The organism is Pseudomonas mangiferae, assembly GCF_007109405.1.
Lineage (GTDB): Bacteria > Pseudomonadota > Gammaproteobacteria > Pseudomonadales > Pseudomonadaceae > Pseudomonas_T > Pseudomonas_T mangiferae.
This window is the reverse complement of the sequence record NZ_VJOY01000011.1, coordinates 73,642-91,376: the sequence shown is the minus strand read 5'-3', so window position 1 is coordinate 91,376 and position 17,735 is coordinate 73,642. Positions and strand designations below refer to the sequence as shown.

General features: G+C 69.9%; 13 protein-coding genes. 11 read left to right on the top strand and 2 right to left on the bottom strand.

Annotation, left to right across the window (positions count from 1 at the left end; translation table 11 throughout):
- Positions 1 to 305: 305 nt before the first annotated feature.
- The 9 genes from FM069_RS15655 to FM069_RS15615 all read left to right on the top strand — a co-directional run bounded on the left by FM069_RS15655 (position 306) and on the right by FM069_RS15615 (position 13,927).
- The gene (locus tag FM069_RS15655; protein WP_143489305.1) at positions 306 to 824 is read left to right on the top strand and encodes a sigma-70 family RNA polymerase sigma factor; all 519 of its coding nucleotides are present in this window, start codon (positions 306 to 308) and stop codon (positions 822 to 824) included.
- Positions 821 to 1,786 (top strand): FecR domain-containing protein, encoded by a 966-nt coding sequence (locus FM069_RS15650; RefSeq protein ID WP_143489304.1) that lies wholly within the window; start codon positions 821 to 823, stop codon positions 1,784 to 1,786. The genes FM069_RS15655 and FM069_RS15650 overlap by 4 nt, the downstream gene beginning before the upstream one ends.
- A gap of 376 nt (positions 1,787 to 2,162) precedes the next feature.
- On the top strand, positions 2,163 to 4,622 hold the full coding sequence (locus FM069_RS15645) for a TonB-dependent siderophore receptor (RefSeq protein ID WP_143489303.1): 2,460 nt from the start codon (positions 2,163 to 2,165) through the stop codon (positions 4,620 to 4,622).
- Between the two features lie 849 nt (positions 4,623 to 5,471).
- Positions 5,472 to 5,975: a sigma-70 family RNA polymerase sigma factor gene (locus tag FM069_RS15640; RefSeq protein WP_233282058.1), complete on the top strand. Its 504-nt coding sequence runs from the start codon at positions 5,472 to 5,474 to the stop codon at positions 5,973 to 5,975.
- Positions 5,972 to 6,925: a FecR domain-containing protein gene (locus tag FM069_RS15635; protein WP_143489301.1), complete on the top strand. Its 954-nt coding sequence runs from the start codon at positions 5,972 to 5,974 to the stop codon at positions 6,923 to 6,925. The genes FM069_RS15640 and FM069_RS15635 overlap by 4 nt, the downstream gene beginning before the upstream one ends.
- Before the next feature lie 80 nt (positions 6,926 to 7,005).
- Positions 7,006 to 9,393: a TonB-dependent siderophore receptor gene (locus FM069_RS15630; protein WP_233282057.1), complete on the top strand. Its 2,388-nt coding sequence runs from the start codon at positions 7,006 to 7,008 to the stop codon at positions 9,391 to 9,393.
- Between the two features lie 592 nt (positions 9,394 to 9,985).
- Positions 9,986 to 10,501, top strand: coding sequence for a sigma-70 family RNA polymerase sigma factor (locus FM069_RS15625; protein WP_143489300.1), 516 nt, complete (start codon positions 9,986 to 9,988; stop codon positions 10,499 to 10,501).
- Positions 10,498 to 11,421 carry a FecR domain-containing protein gene (locus tag FM069_RS15620; protein WP_143489299.1) on the top strand — a complete coding sequence of 308 codons (924 nt, stop codon included), beginning with the start codon at positions 10,498 to 10,500 and terminating at the stop codon, positions 11,419 to 11,421. The genes FM069_RS15625 and FM069_RS15620 overlap by 4 nt, the downstream gene beginning before the upstream one ends.
- A gap of 115 nt (positions 11,422 to 11,536) precedes the next feature.
- Positions 11,537 to 13,927 (top strand): TonB-dependent siderophore receptor, encoded by a 2,391-nt coding sequence (locus FM069_RS15615; RefSeq protein ID WP_143489298.1) that lies wholly within the window; start codon positions 11,537 to 11,539, stop codon positions 13,925 to 13,927.
- Positions 13,928 to 14,383: 456 nt separating this feature from the next.
- Here FM069_RS15615 and pbpG read toward each other — a convergent pair whose 3' ends face one another.
- Together pbpG and FM069_RS15605 are read right to left on the bottom strand one after the other, a co-directional pair.
- Complete coding sequence (gene pbpG / locus FM069_RS15610; RefSeq protein WP_143489297.1) at positions 14,384 to 15,295, bottom strand: D-alanyl-D-alanine endopeptidase; 912 nt, start codon at positions 15,293 to 15,295, stop codon at positions 14,384 to 14,386.
- 181 nt (positions 15,296 to 15,476) lie between these two features.
- Positions 15,477 to 16,412 (bottom strand): AraC family transcriptional regulator, encoded by a 936-nt coding sequence (locus tag FM069_RS15605; RefSeq protein ID WP_143489296.1) that lies wholly within the window; start codon positions 16,410 to 16,412, stop codon positions 15,477 to 15,479.
- A gap of 265 nt (positions 16,413 to 16,677) precedes the next feature.
- Between FM069_RS15605 and FM069_RS15600 the strand changes: the two genes are divergently transcribed.
- Together FM069_RS15600 and FM069_RS15595 are read left to right on the top strand one after the other, a co-directional pair.
- Complete coding sequence (locus FM069_RS15600) at positions 16,678 to 17,406, top strand: SDR family oxidoreductase (protein WP_143489295.1); 729 nt, start codon at positions 16,678 to 16,680, stop codon at positions 17,404 to 17,406.
- A 14-nt stretch (positions 17,407 to 17,420) separates the two neighbouring features.
- Positions 17,421 to 17,723, top strand: a complete 303-nt coding sequence (locus tag FM069_RS15595; RefSeq protein ID WP_143489294.1) for an antibiotic biosynthesis monooxygenase family protein — start codon at positions 17,421 to 17,423, stop codon at positions 17,721 to 17,723.
- Positions 17,724 to 17,735: the final 12 nt, after the last annotated feature.

The following is a 17,735-nucleotide window of genomic DNA, read 5'->3' as shown; positions in this document are numbered from 1 at the left end:
CTGGCCCCACCTCGCAGGCGATCCCAACCGTAGGGTGGAAAACCGCGCAGCGTTTTCCACCTGCCAACCACGAATATGCACCGCTGCGCCCGTGTCGCCCGATAGCTCGCGGGTGGGAAAGCGGAGCGTTTCCCACCATACGGTTCCCGTGCGGACTGCACTTTTTCACCGGCGCCACGCCTGGCGGCAACTCCGCGGGCACCCCCCGTCTGCCAGGCGCCCGGTGGCGTATTCCCATGACGGCCCCGTCCGCACTACACTTGCGATCAATTCTTATCCGCACTTAGTCCTTCCCGGAGGTTCGGGTGACGCCCGCTTTCCCCGATCCATCGCTGCGACAGGACGTCCACCGCCTTTACCACGATCACCACGGCTGGCTGCAGGGCTGGCTGCGCCGGCGCCTGGGCGACCGCGAGCGGGCGGCGGACATCGCCCACGACACCTTCCTGCGTCTGCTGGTGACCCGCCGCCTCCCCGGGGTCGGCGAGGGCCGCCGCTACCTGGCGCAGATCGCCCGCAACCTGGTGATCGACCAGTGGCGCCGCCAGCGCATCGAGCAGGCCTACCTGGACAGCCTTTCCGCGCTGCCGGAGCCGGAGACGCCGTCCCTGGAGACCCGTGCCATCGTCATCGAGACCCTGCTGCTGATCGACGCCATGCTCGACAGCATGCCGGCCCGGGTGCGCGAGGCCTTCCTGCTGTCCCAGTTCGAAGGGCTGACCTACCCGCAGGTCGCCGCGCGCCTGGGGGTCAGCCTCAGCTCGGTGCAGAAGTACATGACCCGCGCCATCCAGGCCTGCTACCAGGTGCTCTACGCCGAATGACGCGCCTGCCCGACAGCCCCATCGCGCCGGCGGTGGTGGAGCAGGCCAGCCACTGGCTGATGCTCCACTGGGGCGGCCCGCTGGAAGACGAGGCCCAGCGCCGCTTCGCCGCCTGGCAGGCCGCCGACCCCGAGCACCGGCGCGCCTGGGAGCGCCTGCAACGGCTGCAGGGCACCCTCGCCGGGGTGCCCGCCGGCACGGCCCGCACGGTGCTGCGCGAACTGCCGGACGCCCGTCGCCGCCAGGCGTTGAAACTGCTGGGCCTGCTGCTGATGGCCGGTGGCAGCGGCTACCTGGCTCAGGCGCACCTGCCCTGGCGCGAGGCCCTGGCCGACCTGCGCAGCGGCACCGGCGAACGGCTGCGCCATGACCTGCCCGACGGCAGCCGCCTGGAGTTGAACAGCGGCAGCGCGGTGGACATCCGGTTCGACGCCCACCAGCGGCGAATCCGCCTGCTGGCCGGCGAGTTGCTGCTCACCAGCGGCCGCGACCCCGCTCCGTACCCGCGCCCGCTGGTGGTGGAGACCGCGGCCGGCGACGTTCAGGCCCTAGGCACGCGCTTCTGCGTGCGGGAAATCGACGGCGGCAGCCGGGTCGACCTCTACCAGGGCGAGCTGGAAATCCGCCCGCGCCGGGCCGCCGCCCGACGCCTGCAGGCGGGCCGGCAGCTGTGGTTCTCCGCCGACGAAATGGGCGACACGCGCCCCGCCGACCTCGACGCCATCGCCTGGACCGAGGGCCGCCTGGTGGTGGAGCACATGCCCCTGGGCCGCTTCGTCGACGAGCTTGCGCGGCACCGCCCCGGCGTGCTGCGCTGCGACCCGGCCGTCGCCGGCCTGCCCCTCACCGGCGTGTTCCCCCTGGCCGACACCGACCGGGTGCTGGCGGCCCTGCAACGCTCCCTGCCGGTAGAGGTACACGCCGTCACCCGCTATTGGGTGACCGTGCGGCCGCGGGCCTAGGCGCTGTCCGGAAAATGCCGGCGCTCGGTGAGGCGTCGTCGAAAACGGGAGCGGAACGCTCCCTGATCGCTCGCCGTGTCCTGGTTCGTCTTTGCCTGGCCCCACCTCCCCTCGATGCCTTCTCGCACAGCACCCGAGGAGGAAATGGGCCTACGCTCGACGAAGGCCTCGTAGAAGGCGGGCCGGGCTGCTCGTCCTGGGTAGAGCCGTTTTTCCACCAGTGCTTGCCCTGCCCTTCGGCCCTCGTTTTTTCGGGGTGAGCGCCGGGCAACGACCGCGCCGTGAAAAAAATTTCGCCGTCCCTTGTCGGTTTCGCCGGCTCGCTCGGGATACCCGTGACCCCGCTCACGACGCATTCTCACGAGGAGTACCCGGAATGCCGCACCTGCCCGCCCCCACCCGTAGCCGGCTGAACCTGTCGGTTCGCCACGCCCTGTTCGCCGGCCTGCTGGCCGCCGGCCCGCTGCCGCTGCTGCCGGCCGCCCAGGCCCAGCCCGTCGCCGATACCCAGGCGCGCACCTACGCCATCCCCGCGGGCGCCCTCGACCAGGCGCTGAACCGCTTCGCCCGGGAAGCCGGCATCCTGCTTTCCGCCGACGGGCAGCTCACCGCCGGCAAGCGCAGCCCGGGGCTGGAAGGCCGCTATGGGGTGGAGGACGGCCTGGCCCGCCTGCTGGCCGGGACCGGGCTGGTCACCGTCGCCACCGGCGACGCCTACGTGCTGCAGGCCGGCGCCGCGGACGCCGCGTTCCAGTTGCCCGCCACCACCATCGGTGGCACCGCCTACGACACCTCGCTGGGCGGTGCCAGCGGGTTGATCGCCGAACGCACCATGAGCGCCACCAAGACCGACACGGCCCTCATGGACACACCGCAGTCCATCAGCGTGGTGACCCGCAAGCAGCTCGACGACCAGAAGCCCCAGAGCATCGGCCAGGCCCTGCGCTACACCGCGGGCGTGAACGGCGAGGCAAACGGCGTCGACACCCGCAAGGACACCATCTCGATCCGCGGCTTCGACGCCACCACCGGCGGCGGCATCTACCGCGACGGCCTGCGCCAGTACAGCTTCAGCAACCAGAGCCGGATGATCGGCGAGGTCTATGGCCTGGAGCGGGTCGAAGTGCTGCGCGGCCCCGCCTCGGTGCTGTTCGGCCAGGGCGGCCCCGGCGGCATCGTCAACATCGTCAGCAAGCGCCCCACCGACGTCCCGCTCCACGAGGTGGTGGCCGAAGTCGGCAGCTACGACCGCAAGCAACTGGCCGCCGACCTGGGCGGGCCGTTGGACGACGACGGCGTCTACAGCTACCGCCTGACCGGCCTGTTCCGCGAGAGCGACACCCAGATCGACTACGCCAAGGACGACCGCCAGTACATCGCCCCGGCCTTCAGCTGGCGGCCGTCCGAGGACACCTCGCTGACCCTGCTCACCTCGTTCCAGAAGGACCGCAACGTCCTCGGCTACTACGCCCTGCCGCGCATCGGCACCCTGAAGCCCTCGAGCCACGGGCGCCTGCCCACCGACCGCTTCGTCGGCGACCCGGACTTCGACAAGTACGACGCGGAGTACTGGTCGGTCGGCTACCAGTTCGAACACCACCTGGACGCCATCTGGACGTTCCGCCAGAACGCCCGCTACATCCGCTCCGACCAAGAACAACGGACGATCTACCAGTACGGCCTGGACGACGACCAGCGCACAGCCGGCCGTTTCGGCTACCTGGGCAGCGAGACCCTGAAGAACGCCATGCTGGACAACCAGCTGCAGGCCACCTGGGAGCACGGGCGCTTCCGCCACACCACCCTGGCCGGCATCGACGTCCAGCACGCCCGCAGCGACCAGCTGGGGGGCGGCAACGTGGTCAGCCCGCTGGACCTCTACGACCCCGTCTACCACCAGGACTACAGCGACCTGGACGCCTTCTACGACATCAACCAGCAGCAGAAGCTGGACCAGGTCGGCCTGTACCTGTCCGAGCAGCTGACCTTCGACGAGAAATGGATCGTCAACCTGGGCGGCCGCCAGGACTGGAGCCGGTCGAGCACCGACAACTACGAGGACGACACCTCGCCGGACCTGCACCAGCGCGACCACGCCTTCACCTGGCGCAGCGGCGTGATGTACCGGGCGGACAACGGCCTGGCGCCCTACGCCAGCTATTCCGAGTCGTTCTTCCCCAACATCACCGCCACGGCACGGGACGGTAGCGCGTTCGAGCCCGAGACCGGCCGGCAGTACGAACTGGGGATCAAGTTCCAGCCGCCGGGCAGCGAGGCGTTCGTCACCCTCTCGGCGTTCGACCTGACCCGGCAGAACGTGCTGACCCCGGACCCGGCCAACAACCGCTTCTCGGTGGCCACCGGCGAGGTGCGCTCCCGCGGCCTCGAGCTGGAGGGCAAGGCGAAGCCCACCGAGGCCCTGGAGCTGATCGCCAATGTCAGCCACGCCAACCTGGAGATCACCCGCAGCACCCGCGCCGGCGAGGAAGGCAACCGCCCCGCCAACACCCCGGAGACCCTGGCCTCGCTGTGGTCGCAGTACACCCTGCAGGGCGGTCCGCTGGCGGGCCTGGGGATCGGCGCCGGGGTCCGCTACGTCGGCGCCGGCTACACCGACACCGCCAACGACGAGCACGTCCCTAGCTACACCCTCTACGACGCCTCCCTCAGCTACGACCTGGCCCACCTGGACGCGTCGCTGGCAGGGCTGAAGCTGGCGGTGAACGCCTCCAACCTCACCGACGAGCGCTACGTCTCCCAGTGCGGCTACACCGGCGACAGCTGCAAGTACGGCTACCGGCGCAACCTCACCGGGTCCGTCACCTACGCCTGGTGACCCCACGCGCCGTAGGGTGGAAACCACAACCTCCGACGGTGGGAAAGCAGAGCGTTTCCCACCCTACTTCCCAACCCGTAGGGTGGAAAACCGCGCAGCTTTTTCCACCAAGGGCTCGCGGTAACTCTCACCGCCTGACTACCGTGCCCAAGCCCTGTGCCAGGCGGTGAGCAGGTACGCGCCTGGATGGCTACGAACCCCTATACGCCGAGGCCTGTATGCGGATCGAGCGTCGTAGGGTGGAAAACCGCAACGCGTTTTCCACCGATGGCCCCCGGCACAGCGCTCCACGCCCTTTGGTGGGAAAGCAGAGCGTTTCCCACCCTACTTCCCAACCCGTGGGGTGAAAAACCACGCCGCGTTTTCCACCAAGGGCTCGCCGTAACCCTCACCGCCTACTACCGTGCCCAAGCCCCTGTGACAGACGGTGAACGGGTGCGCGCCTGGATGGCTGCGACCCCCTATACGCCGAGGCCCGGATGCGGATCGAGCGTTGTAGGGTGGAAAACCGAAACGCGTTTTCCACCAATGGCCCCGGCACAGCGCTCCACCCCCTCCGGTGGGAAAACAGAGCGTTTCCCACCCTACTTCCCAACCCGTAGGGTGGAAAACCGCGCAGCGTTTTCCACCAAGGGCTCGCGGTAACCCTCACCGCCTGACTACCGTGCCCAAGCCCCTTTGTCAGACGGTGACGGGGGCGCGCGCCTGGATGGCTGCGAACCCCTATACGCCGAGGCCTGGGTACCGACCTCGCTACACCCAGGCGGAAGCCGAGCCGGCGATTGCCGGGCATCGCCTGCCACCGATAAGATGAGAACAATTCACATTTCATATCGAGTGGCATCCGCCGTGTCGGCCATCACCCGCAAGCTGGGCTTCTTCTTCAGCGATCACCACCGCTGGCTGCTGCGGCATGTGCAGCGCCAACTGCGCAACCACGCCGATGCCGAGGACACCGCGGCGGAAACCTTCTGCCAGTTGCTCGCCGCCCGGGTCGACCCTGCCACGCTGGAGCAGCCGCGCGCCTTCCTCTCCACCGTCGCCCGCCGGCTGATCCATGACCGCCATCGCCGCCAGCGCCTGGAGCGGGCCTACCTGGAACGCCTGGCGCTGCTGCCGGAGGCCCTGGCGCCCTCGCCGGAGGAGCGCCTGATGCTGCTGGAAGCGCTGGACCTCGTCGACCGCACCCTGGCCGGCCTGCCGCTGGCGGTGAAGAAGGCCTTCCTCTACAGCCAGCTCGACGGCTTCGGCTACGCCGAGATCGGCCGTCGGCTGGGTGTGTCCGAACGCACCGTCGGCCGCTATATGAACCAGGCCCTGCGCCAGTGCTACCTGAGCGGGGTGGGGCCATGACGCCCTCGCCCCTCGACCGCGAGGCGGAAGAAGCCATCGCCTGGATGGTACGGTTGCGCGCCGGCGCACCGGATGCCCGCCTGCAGGCCCGTTTCGACGCCTGGCGGGACGGCGACCCGGCCCGGCGCCGCGCCTGGGAGCACCTGCAGGCGCGCCTTGGCGCGCCCTACGACACCCTGCGCCGGCTCGACCGGCAGCTCGCCCACGACCTGCTGGCGCCGCCCGCCCTCGGCCGCCGCGACGTACTGCGCGGCATCGCCGGGCTCGGCCTGGCAGGCGGCGCGCTGTGGCTGGGCCTGCGCAGCGCGCCGGGACGCGCGGTGTTCGCCGACCTGCGCAGCGGCACCGGCGAGCGCCGCCGCGTCACGCTCGCCGACGGCAGCCAGCTCGACCTCAACGCCGGCAGCGCCGTCGACGTCGCCTTCCAGGCCGGCCAGCGCCTGCTGCTGCTGCGCCGGGGCGAACTGGTGGTGCGGGTCGCCGCCGACCCCTCGCGGCCCTTCGTGGTGCGCAGCGCCCAGGGCGATGTCTGCGCCCTGGGCACGCGCTTCCTGGTGCGGCAGGAGGCGGACGTCACTCACGTGGCGGTGCTGGAGCACGCCGTGCGCGCCCGCCTGCCCGGCGGCGAAGCCCTGGAGTTGCGCGAGGGCCAGTCCGCGCGGCTGCACGCCGGGGCCGTCGAACGCCTGGCCGGCGACCCCCGGCGCGCCGCGGCCTGGCTCGACGGCCGCCTCGACGTGCTCGACGAGCCCCTGGAGGCGGTGGTCGACGCCCTGCGGCCCTACCGGCGCGGGTTGGTACGCGTCGCGCCGCAGGTCCGCGGGCTGCGCGTGCAGGGCGTATTCCCGCTGGACGACAGCGACCGCGCCCTGACCGCGCTGGCCGAGACACTGCCGATCCGCATCCAGCGTTACGGGCCGTGGTTGACCCTGATCGAACCGGCGGGATGAAAAAACGGCTCGCCGGTGTCCGGTTTTCCTCGCTCGTTCCACCTCTCTCCTGAACGCAACCCACCTTCAGGAGACCCTCCGTGTTCACACCCTGGCCCCGCGCCCTTGCCGTATCCGTCGCCCTGGCCTGCTTCAGCCCGCTGGCCATGGCCGAACAGACGGTCCGCTTCGACCTGCCCGCCGCCAACCTGGCGGAAACCCTCAATGCCATCGCCAGCCGCGGCGACCGGGCGATTTCCCTGAACCCCGCCCTGGTCAGCGGCAAACAGGCGCCGGCGATCCACGGAGAAATGACCGTCACCCAGGCGCTGCAGCAGGCCCTGGCCGGCAGTGGCCTGGACCTGAGGATCACCGAGGGCGGGACATTCGGCGTGCAGCCCCGCAGTGGCAGCGACGAGGCGCTGGAGCTGGGCGCAACCCGCATCGACGCCGCCGGTCTCGGTGAAACCACCGAGGGCAGCGGCGCCTATACCACCGGCGCCACCCGTACCGCGACCCGGCTTTCCCTCTCGCTGCGGGAGACGCCGCAATCGGTGACGGTGGTGACCCGGCAGAAGATGGACGACCAGAACGTCCAGTCCCTGGACGACGTCGCCCGCACCACCACCGGCATCACCTACACCAAGATCGGCACCGAGCGATCGACGTTCTATTCGCGGGGGTTCGAGATCAATGACCTGCAGTTCGACGGCATCCCCTCGAACATCGCGGAAAACTACTCGATGGACGTCATGTCCACCGCCAACATGGCGATCTACGACCGTGTCGAGGTGGTCCGCGGCGCCAACGGCCTGCTGCAGGGCACCGGCAACCCCTCGGCGGCCATCAACCTGGTGCGCAAACGCCCCACGCGCGACTTCCGGTTGGGCGCCGAGCTGGGCGCGGGCTCCTGGGACAACTACCGGACCCAGGTCGACGTCTCCGGCCCGCTGGTGGACAGCGGCCACCTGCGCGGGCGCGCGGTGGCCTACTACAACACCGCCAACAGCTTTCGGGACGAGGCGGAAAAGGACAACCAGCTGCTGTACCTGGTCGGCGAAGCGGACCTGGACGACGCCACCGTGCTGACCCTCGGCGCCACGCTGCAGAAGGACGACAACAACGGATACGAATGGGGCGGGCTGAACACCCGTGCCGACGGTTCGTTCTACCCGCTGTCGCGTTCCGCCTCGCTGGTGGGCGACTGGGCCTACCTGGATCGCAATAACTACACCCTGTTCGGCGACCTCACCCACTACTTCGACAACGACTGGAAGCTGACCCTGGCGCTGAATTCGATCTGGTCCGACGCCGATTTCCTGTCCTCGTACCCCAGCCGCGTCTCCGGCGACCGGTACAAGCTGATCGTCTCCCAGGCCGCCTACGAGGACCGGCAAACCGGGCTGGACCTCTATGCCACCGGCCCCTTCGAGCTGTTCGGGCGCACCCACGAGCTGATGCTCGGCGCCACCCGCCGCAAGGACACCTTCGACGTGGGCACCCGAACGGCCACCAACACCCCGACCGTCGACATCACCGACGTTCACAACAGTGCCATTCCCGCACCCCTCATCGCCGACGTGCCCGCGGCGAACTCCCGGTACGTCCGCGAGGAACAAGGCTTGTACGCCGCCTCGCGGTTCAGCCTGACCGACGCCCTGAGCCTGATCGTCGGCAGCCGCGCCAGTTGGTCGGACTACCAGGTCAGCAGCCCCTACACCAACGACCGCTACACGGAACACGGCCGGCTCATCCCCTATGCCGGCCTGGTCTACGACCTGGACCGCCGGCACACGCTCTACGCCAGCTACACCGAGATCTACAAGACCCAGAGCTATTACGGCGCGGGCAACAAACTGCTCGAACCGGTGGAGGGGGAAAACTACGAGATGGGGGTCAAGGGCGAGTACTTCGGGGGGCGCCTCAACACCGCGCTGGCGGTGTTCCAGACCGACCTGCTGAACATGCCCGAAGCCCTGGACACCGCTCATGTCTGCGGGGTCACCGGCACCAGCACCTGCTACGAGGAAGGCGGCAAGGTCCGCAACCGCGGCTTCGAGCTGGAGATCTCCGGCGCCCCCGTGGAAGGCTGGAACCTCAGCGCCGGCTACACCTACAGCGACCCCGAATACGTGGCCGGCGCCAGCAAGGGCAGCGACTACTACACGCGCATTCCGCGGCGCCTGCTGAAGGTCTCGACGGACTACCGCCTGCCCGGCGCGCTGGAGCGCTGGCGGATCGGCGGTGACGTCTATGCCCAGAGCCGCACCTACACCCGCGCCGCCGCGTACGACATCGAGCAGGGTGGCTACGCACTGCTCAACCTGCATGCACACGTGCAGCTGAACCGTCAGCTCAGCCTGCAATACAACCTCAATAACGCCCTGGACAAGCACTACTACCAGACGCTGCCGACCTCCAATAACTGGGGCGCCCTGTTCTACGGGGAACCGCGCAACGTCGCCATGACCCTGCGCTACCAGTACTGAGCCCCGTACCGGACACCTTGGGCCGGATCGCACGGATGCGACGGGGTGGGCGGGCCGTAAGCTCAGGTCTCGCCACCGAACGTCCCGCCATACCCGTAGGGTGGAAAACCGCGCAGCGTTTTCCACCAGCAACCCCGCACACTCCTCACCACCCTTGGTGGGAAAGCACAGCGTTTCCCACCCTACTGCCTAACCCGTAAGGTGGAAAACCGCGAAGCGTTTTCCACCAGCAACCTCGCACACCCCTCCATCACCCTTGGGTGGGAAAGCAGAGCGTTTTCCACCCTACTCCCACCCGTAGGGTGGAAAATCGCGCAGCGTTTTCCACCAGCAACCCCGTACACCCCTCCACCACCCTTGGTGGGAAAGCAGAGCGTTTCCCACCCTACTTCCTATCCGTAGGGTGGAAAACCGCGCAGCGTTTTCCACCAGCAACCCCGCACACCCCTCCACCACCCTTGGTGGGAAGTGGAGCGTTTCCCACCCTACGGCTCTACCCCCGGCTTCATGACGACCAAACATTCCCTCCTCTACCGCGCATCCGTATAATTGCGACGAATTCTTATTTGCAACAAAGCTTCGGGAGCACGGGATGTCCTTGGCAGTCTCCGACACGGCGTCCCACGCCGGCCTGGCGGCGCTCTATCGCGACCACCATGGCTGGCTGCGCGGCTGGTTGCGCCAGCGCCTGAACGACTCGGCGGATGCCGCCGACCTGGCCCAGGACACCTTCGTCCGGGTGCTGCTGGCCCGCACCGCGGACAGCCTGCACGAGCCGCGGCACTACCTGGCCACCGTCGCCCGCGGGCTGGTCATCGACCTCTACCGGCGGCGCAGCCTGGAGCGCGCCTACCTGGACGCCTTGGCCCTGCGCCCGGAATGCTACGCGCCATCCGCCGAGGTGCGCGCGCAGATCCTCGACAGCCTGCTGGCCATCGACCGCCTGCTGGACGGCCTCGGCGCCCGCACCCGCCAGGTCTTCCTCGCCGTGCAACTGGACGGCCTCACCTACGAGAAGACCGCCGAGCGGGTCGGGGTGTCGGTCACCACCGTGCGCAAGCACCTGGCCCGCGCCCTGATGCACTGCTTGCTGCTGGACGACGCATGAACCCGGCCCTGGCCGAGGCGGTGGACTGGTACGTGCGCCTGCACGACAGCGCGGCCGACGACGCCACCCGCGCCGGCTGGCGCGCCTGGCTCGCCAGCGACCCGTGTCACGCCCAGGCCTGGTCACGGATCGAACGGCTGCAGCAGCGCCTGGGCGGAGTGCCGGCCGGGGTCGCCGCGGCCACCTTCGAGCAGGCGCGCAGCCAGCGCCGCACCGCCCTCAAGGCCCTGGCGCTGCTGGCCGGGCTCGGCCTGGCCAGTTGGCAGGGCTATCGCCTTTCGCCATGGAGCACCGACTACGCCACCGGCTTCGGTGAACGCCGCCGGGTGACCCTGCCCGACGGCAGCCGCCTGGACCTGGCCAGCGACAGCCGGGTGGACGTGCGCTTCGACGGTGAGCGCCGGCTGGTCCTGCTGCGGCGCGGCGAACTGCTGTTGGAGACCGCCAAGGACCCCCGGCCACTGAGCGTGGAGACCGCCGAGGGGCAGATCCTCGCCCTCGGCACGCGCTTCGGCGTGCACCAGGACGACGGCCTCACCCGGGTCATGGTAGAGGCCCACGCGGTGGAGGTTCGCCCGCGCCGGGCGACCCAGCGGGCGACCCGAGTGGACGCCGGCCAGGTGCTGGTGTTCGGCGCCGACGCGGTGGGGCCGCTGGGCCCGCTGCCACCCGGCACCTCCGCCTGGACCGAGGGCATGCTGGTGGCGGTGGACCGGCGTCTGGAGGACGTGCTCGCCGAGCTGGCGCGCTACCGGCCCGGCTACCTGGGCTGCAGCGCGGCGGTGGCCGATCTGCGCCTGTCGGGCGCCTTCGCCCTGGACGAAGGCGACGCCGCCCTGGCCAGCCTGGAGGACGCGCTGCCGGTGCGGGTGCGCCACCTGACCCGCTACTGGGTGCGGGTGGAAGCGCGGGACGCCTGAACCGGCCGGCGTCCTGAAAAAAATGTCACCCCGAGGGTGACAGATTTCCGCCCGTGGTTCGGCTCCCCCTGCGACGGCGCCCAGACGCCGGCCATGCCCACCCACAGGAGCCCCCATGTCACCGCGTCCCCCTCGCCTCGCCCGGCGCATCCGCCTGTCCACCCTGGCCCTGGGCCTGTCCGGCCCGCTGCTGCTGGCCACTGCCTCGCCCTCCGCCTGGGCGGCGGCCTACGACATCCCCGCCGGCGACCTGGGCGCCGCCCTCAGCCACTTCGCCGCCGCCAGCGGCGTGACCCTCAGCTTCGCCACCTCGGAGACCGCCGGCCTGCAGACACCGGGGCTGCAGGGCGACTACGGCCTCGAGGACGGTTTCGCCCGGCTGCTGCACGGCAGTGGCCTGCAGGTGCGCCAGGCGGGTGGTAACCGCTACGTGCTGGTGAAGCCTGCCGCAGACCAGGCCTTGGAAGTCGGCGCCACCACCGTCGGTGCCAATGCCCTGGGCGCCACCACCGAGGACAGCGGCTCCTACACCACCGGCACCATGCAGACCGCCACCCGGCTGCCGCTGTCGATCCGCGAGACGCCCCAGGCGGTGACGGTGATCACCCGCCAGCGCATGGACGACCAGGCCATGACCAGCATCAATGACGTGGTGAAGTCCACCCCCGGCCTGTTCCTCAGCCGCGCCGACGGCCCCGGCCGTCCCTCCTTCCACGCCCGCGGCTTCGCCATCGACAACGTGATGTACGACGGCATGCCCAGTTCCTACCAGGGCTGGCTGGTGGGCGTGCAGCCGAACCTGGCGATGTACGACCGGGTGGAAGTGATCCGCGGCGCCACCGGCCTGGTGACCGGCAGCGGCAACCCGGCGGCGGCCATCAACCTGGTGCACAAGCGGCCCACCGCGGCCCCCTCCCTGAGCCTGACCGGCGCCGCCGGCCGCTGGGACGACTACCGCACGGAGTTCGACGCCTCCACGCCCCTCAACGACAGCGGCACCCTGCGCGGGCGGGTGGTGGGCTCCTACCGCGACGCCAACGGCTTCCGCGACCACGAGGAGCACGACCACGGGCTGCTCTACGCCGTGGGCGAGGCGGACCTGGGCGAGCGCACCACCGTGACCCTGGGCTATTCCCACCAGGAGGACCAGACCAACCTGTTCTGGGGCGGCCTGCCCCTGGGAGCCGACGGCCACCACCTGGACCTGCCGCGCTCCAGCTACCCGGGCTCCGACTGGGAGGACAAGCACCAGGTGGTGGACACCCTGTTCGCCGAGGTGGAGCACCGCTTCGACAACGACTGGAGCCTGCGCATGGCCGGCCGCTCCGCCTGGCAGGACGCCCTGTTCGCCGGCACCTACCTGCAGCGCAACGACGACCAAGTGCTGCGCCACTCGGCCTACAAGGGCCGCTACCAGGAAGACCAGCGCGCCTTCGACCTGTACGCCAGCGGCCCGCTGCAGGCGTTCGGCCGCACCCACGAACTGGTGGCCGGGGTCAGCCGCCGGGACAACGACTTCAGCGTGCGCCGCTACGACGGCGGCGGCCTGATCCCCCTGGGCGCGGCCAAGCCGACCTTCACCCGCGCCGGCAAGACCCGGGAAGTCACCACCCAGGACGGCGCCTACCTGACCACCCGGCTGAGCCTGGCCGACCCGCTCACGCTGATCCTCGGCGGCCGCCTGGACTGGTACGACTACGACAACCGTACCGGGGACGGCGACTACAAGGTCACGCGCAACGTCACCCGCTATGCCGGCCTGGTCTACGACCTGGACGACCACCACTCGCTGTACGCCAGCTACACCGACATCTTCCAGCCGCAGACCCAGAAGAACACCTCGGGCAGGCTGCTGACGCCCATCTCCGGCAAGAACTACGAGGTGGGCATCAAGGGCGCGTACTTCGACGACGCCCTGAACGCCAGCCTGGCGCTGTTCCAGATCGACCAGAAGGACCGTGCCAGCCTGCTGCGGGACCAGAGCGGCTGCCCCACCTACCCCGGCACCTCCTGCTACGAGGCCGCCGGCCTGGTGCGCAGCCAGGGCCTCGACCTGGAACTGCAGGGCGCCCTCACCGAGCAGTGGCAGGTGGGCGCCGGCTACACCTACACCCGCGCCCGCTACGTGCACGACGCCAACGCGGCGCAGGAAGGCGAGCGCTTCACCACCGACCAGCCGGAGCACCTGTTCAAGGTGTCCACGGTCTACCGCCTGCAAGGGCCTCTGGAAAACTGGCGGGTGGGCGGCAGCCTGTACTGGCAGAGCCGCATCTACAACGACGTGACCACGGCGCAGGGCGACTACCGCGTCCAGCAGGGCAGCTACGCCATCGCCGACCTGCTGCTGGGCTACCAGGTGAACGAACACCTGGACCTGCAGCTGAACGCCACCAACCTGCTCGACCGCACCTACTACTCGGCGATCGGCGCCGACGTGCACTGGGGCGGCTACGACACCTACGGCGAACCGCGCAACGCGATGCTGACCGCCAAGTACACCTACTGACCCGTAGGGTGGAAAACCGCGAAGCGTTTTCCACCAGGGGCGCCGAGGCAGGGATCGCGGCGCCGAGCCGATCCGATGCCCCGCCGGTGGGAAAGCGGAGCGTTTCCCACCCTACCCACACCGGCCACCCCGTAGGGTGGAAAACCGCGCAGCGTTTTCCACCAGGGGCGCCGAGGCAGGAATCGCGGAGCCGAGCCGATCCGATACCCCGCCGGTGGGAAAGCAAAGCGTTTCCCACCCTACCCACACCGGCCGACCCGTAGGGTGGAAAACCGCGCAGTGTTTTCCACCAGGGGCGCCGAGGCTGGAATCGCTGAGCCGAGCCGATCCGATACCCCGCCGGTGGGAAAGCGGAGCGTTTCCCACCCTACTCACACCAGCACCACCGTAGGGTGGAAAACCGCGCAGCGTTTTCCACCCATACGCCACTCCGGCTGCGGCTCCGGCGAACGCCCCTCAGTTGCGCGAGGCGGTGCGCGCGGATAGGTTTTTCTGCTGCTTGTAGCTTTTCGCCGCCGGCGGGATGGGGGTCACCTGGCCGGTTTCCAGCCAGCGCCGCAGGCGGGTGGCGTCGGCCATGTGGGTGTACTTGCCGAAGGCGTCCAGCACCACGAAGGCCACCGGCCGCTTGGCCATGACGGTGCGCATCACCAGGCAGTGGCCGGCCTTGTCGGTGTAGCCGGTCTTGGTCAGCTGGATGTCCCAGTCGGCCTTCTGCACCAGGTGGTTGGTGTTGCGGAAGCCCAGGGTGTAGTTGGGCTTGCGGAAGGCCACGGTCTGCTCGCGGGTGGTGCTGAATTTCTCGATCAACGGGTACTTGTGCAGCGCCTTGAGCAGCACCACCAGGTCGTTGGCGCTGGAGACGTTCTGCTCCGACAGGCCGGTGGGCTCCACGTAGCGCGTGTGGCTCATGCCCAGGGCGCGGGCCTTGGCGTTCATCGCCGCGACGAACGCCGGCACCCCGCCCGGGTAGTGCTGGGCGAGGCTGGCGGCGGCGCGGTTTTCCGAGGACATCAGCATCAGCAGGAGCATTTCCCGGCGGCTGATCTGGCTCCCCAGGCGCACCCGGGAGTAGATGCCGCGCATCTGGCTGACGCCTTGGATGTCGACGGTCAGGGACTCGTCCAGGGGCTGGTTGCCGTCGAGGGTGACGATGGCCGACATCAGCTTGGTCACCGAGGCGATCGGCACCACCAGGTCGGGGTTGCTGGAATAGAGGGTCTTGCCGGTCTGCAGGTCCACCAGCAGGGCGCTGCCGGAGGCCAGCTCCTGCACCGCGGGAACGGTCTTGGCGGCGGCGCCGGCAGGGTGGGCGAAGGCGAGCGCGGCGCAGAGGCACAGGGAGAGGATCGGACGGCGGATGCTCAAGACGGTCACCTGAACGAGGGGTCGGGAGGACGTCCCGCGGCCGGCGCGACGGGAAACGGTCGCGAACGGCGCCGACGCGCGGGGCGCTCGTGGAAAATGTCGGCGAAACGCCGCGGATCATACCCGTCTCGCCCGCGCGGCGTGAACGCCTTCACACTTTCGCCCCGTGCCCGGGACACCGCTATCCGACGGACGCGCTCGGCCCCTGGCGCAGGGCCGTCAGGTCCCGCAGGGGCGGCGCCCCGAACAGGCGCCGGTACTCGCGGCTGAACTGCGACGGGCTGCCATAACCCACCCGGTGCCCGGCCAGGGACGCGTCCAGCCCTTCGGAGAGCATCAGCCGCCGCGCCTCCTGCAGGCGCAGGCGCTTCTGGTACTGCAGCGGGCTGAGGGCGGTCACCGCCTTGAAGCGGTGGTGCAGGGTGGAGACGCTGAGGTTCACCGTGCGCGCCAGTTCCTCGATGCGCAGCGGCTGGCCGTAATGGTGGTTCAGCCACTCGATGGCGCGGGTCACGCGGTATGCCTGGGTGTCGGCCATGGCGATGTCGTGCAACAGGTGACCGCGGGGCCCACGCAGCAGCCGGTAGAAGATCTCGCGCATCACCAGCGGCGCCAGCATCGGCACGTCGGCCGGCTCGTCCAGCAGGCGCAGCAGCCGCAGCACACCGTCCAGCAGCGGCTCGTCCAGGCGCTGCACGTAGAGCCCGCGGCCGGCCGGGCCCTTGGCCGCGCCGGAGAGACCGGCGTCGGCGATCAGCCGGGCGATCTCGCCGGGGTCGATGGACAGCCGCAGGCACAGGTAGGGCTGCTCCGGGGACGCCTGCACCACCTGGCCGCAGACCGGCAGGGTCACCGAGACCACGAGGAAATTCAGGGCGTCGTAGTGGTAGCCCTCGGTCCCCAGGAACACGTCCTTGCCGCCCTGGGCGATGATGCACAGGGCCGGCTCGTGCACGCCGTGCATGGGCTCGGTGGGCGCGTCGCAGCGGATCAGGCTCAGCGCCGGTACCGCCGTGGCGTGGATGCCTTCCCCGGGGCACTGGCGGTGGATGCGCTGGGTCAGCTCGCGGTGCAGCGCCGCCTCGGCAGGCGGCGGGAAGGGAAGCGGTGACGGCATGCGGGGTTCTCCAGGACCGGTCCGACAGCTTAGCGGCTGGCCACGCGCGCACCAGCGGTGCCGACGATCCGCGGCAGGATCGTGCAAGCCAGGGCGAGAATCGGGCAAGTGCGGGTGACCGGATCAGGACGAGCCATGGATGATCGCCCAGCGAGCCGCAGGATCGGGCAAGAAGCCCGCAGCAATGGCCTACCGGCGCGCGCGGTGGCCGCCTTAGCCTGATTCCATCGCGGCGCATCCGGCGCCGTCCACGGAGGACTCCACGATGGAAGGCATACGCGACAAGGTGGTAGCGATCACCGGCGCCAGCAGCGGCATCGGCGAGGCCAGCGCCCGCTGGCTGGCGAAACGGGGCGCCCGGGTGGTGCTGGGCGCTCGGCGGACCGAGCGCCTGGAGGCCCTGGCCGAGGCGATCCGCGCCGACGGCGGCGAGGCGGTCTGCACGCGCCTGGATGTGACTGCGCGAGACGACATGGAGGCCTTCGTGGCCTTCGCCGTGGAACGCTTCGGCCGCCTCGACGTGCAGGTGAACAACGCCGGGGTGATGCCGTTGTCGCGCCTCGACGCGCTGCGGGTGGACGACTGGCAGCGCATGTTGGACGTCAACGTGCGTGGGGTGCTCTACGGCATCGCCGCGGCGCTCTCGCTGATGCAGCGCCAGGGGAGCGGCCAGTTCGTCAACCTGGCGTCCATCGGTGCCCATGCGGTGAGCCCCACGGCGGCCGTCTACTGCGCCACCAAGTATGCGGTGCGGGCCCTCTCCGAAGGCCTGCGCCAGGAAGCCGGCGAGACGATCCGGGTCAGTGTGATTTCCCCCGGGGTGACCACCTCGGAACTGGCCGACGACCCCACCGCCCGGGCCGCCATGGCCGAGTTCCGGCGCATCGCCCTGCCGGCGGACGCCATCGCCCGGGCCATCGGCTACGCCATCGCCCAACCGCCCGAGGTGGACGTCAGCGAAGTGATCGTGCGGCCCACCGCCAGCCCCTTTTGATCGCGAGGAATGCCATGACCATCGAACAGCATCTCAGTTGCCGCGCCCGGCCCGGCCATGAAGTCGCTACCGGCACCCTGCTCCGGCGCCTGGCCCAGGTCACCCGGCGCGCCCCGGGCTGCCTCGGCTGCCACCTGCAGGCCCCCTCGGAGGCCACCGGTGCCTGGCGCCTGACCGGCCTCTGGATCTCCCCCGAGGCCCTCTGGGCGGCCAGCGAACGACCCTCGCCCTGGCTGGACGAACTGCTGCGGGAGCACTGCATGACCCTGCGCGCCAGCACCGCCACCCTGTCCCGGGATGCGCGACCGGCGGCCTAGGTTCTGTACGAA

Coding starts and splice junctions, on each gene's coding strand:
- FM069_RS15605 (WP_143489296.1), bottom strand. CDS start 16,412: ATGCCGTCACCGCTTCCCTTCCCGCCGCCTGCCGAGGCGGCGCTGCAC.
- FM069_RS15635 (WP_143489301.1), top strand. CDS start 5,972: ATGACGCCCTCGCCCCTCGACCGCGAGGCGGAAGAAGCCATCGCCTGG.
- FM069_RS15650 (WP_143489304.1), top strand. CDS start 821: ATGACGCGCCTGCCCGACAGCCCCATCGCGCCGGCGGTGGTGGAGCAG.
- FM069_RS15615 (WP_143489298.1), top strand. CDS start 11,537: ATGTCACCGCGTCCCCCTCGCCTCGCCCGGCGCATCCGCCTGTCCACC.
- FM069_RS15595 (WP_143489294.1), top strand. CDS start 17,421: ATGACCATCGAACAGCATCTCAGTTGCCGCGCCCGGCCCGGCCATGAA.
- FM069_RS15620 (WP_143489299.1), top strand. CDS start 10,498: ATGAACCCGGCCCTGGCCGAGGCGGTGGACTGGTACGTGCGCCTGCAC.
- FM069_RS15645 (WP_143489303.1), top strand. CDS start 2,163: ATGCCGCACCTGCCCGCCCCCACCCGTAGCCGGCTGAACCTGTCGGTT.
- FM069_RS15600 (WP_143489295.1), top strand. CDS start 16,678: ATGGAAGGCATACGCGACAAGGTGGTAGCGATCACCGGCGCCAGCAGC.
- FM069_RS15625 (WP_143489300.1), top strand. CDS start 9,986: ATGTCCTTGGCAGTCTCCGACACGGCGTCCCACGCCGGCCTGGCGGCG.